The organism is Mycobacterium sp. E3298 (genome assembly GCF_001666895.1).
Taxonomy (GTDB): Bacteria; Actinomycetota; Actinomycetes; order Mycobacteriales; family Mycobacteriaceae; genus Mycobacterium.
The window spans coordinates 1-856 of sequence record NZ_LZJB01000188.1; the positions used below are offsets into that span (position 1 = coordinate 1).

Annotated in this window: 1 protein-coding gene and 1 pseudogene; both read left to right on the forward strand. The window is 69.4% G+C overall.

All coding sequences use genetic code 11. The features are described from left to right. A pseudogene (locus tag A9X05_RS30950) lies at window positions 1-148 on the forward strand (glutamyl-tRNA reductase); the annotation flags it as partial. A 13-nt stretch (window positions 149-161) separates the two neighbouring features. Continuing rightward, on the forward strand, window positions 162-856 hold a 695-nt coding region (gene hemC, locus A9X05_RS08845; RefSeq protein ID WP_067780684.1), incomplete at its 3' end, for a hydroxymethylbilane synthase.

Genomic DNA, 856 nt, shown 5'->3' on the forward strand with positions numbered 1-856 from the left:
CAGCGCCCCCGGCGGCGATAGCTACGCCGAAGCGCTGCGCGAACTCTTCGAACTCGACCAGACCGCCGTCGACGCCGTCGCTGCGGGCGAATTGCCCGTCATAGCAACGGGATTCGACGCCGGAACGCAAGAACCCACCGCCGAGTAGCCGATTGGCGAATGTGATCCGGATAGGCACCCGGGGCAGTCTGTTGGCCACCACCCAGGCCGGCGTCGTCAGGGACGCCCTGATCGCCAACGGTCACCCCGCGGAGTTGGTGATCATCACCACCGCCGGCGACCGCTCGTCGGCGCCCATCGAAACCCTGGGCGTCGGCGCCTTCACCACCGCACTGCGCGAGGCCATGGACGACGGCCGGGTGGACGCCGCGGTGCACTCGCACAAGGATTTGCCCACGGCGGACGACCCGCGGTTCACGATCGCGGCGATACCGCCCCGCAACGACCCCCGCGACGTGGTGGTGGCCCGCGACGGGCTGGTGCTCGGGGAGTTGCCGCCGGGTTCGCTGGTGGGCACGTCGTCCCCGCGCAGGGCCGCGCAGCTTAGGGCATTGGGTCTCGGTTTGGAAATCCGCCCCCTACGAGGCAACCTAGATACCAGGTTGAACAGGGTAAGCAATGGTGATCTCGACGCGATCGTGGTGGCTCGGGCCGGACTGGCCCGGCTCGGTCGCCTCGACGATGTCACCGAGACGTTAGAGCCGGTGCAGATGTTGCCAGCACCGGCTCAGGGCGCGCTCGCCGTCGAATGCCGCGCGGGTGATGAATTGGCGGCGGTGCTGGCGGAGTTGGACGACGCCGACACGCGCGCGTCGGTCACCGCGGAGCGAGCCCTGCTGGCCGAACTGGAGGCGGG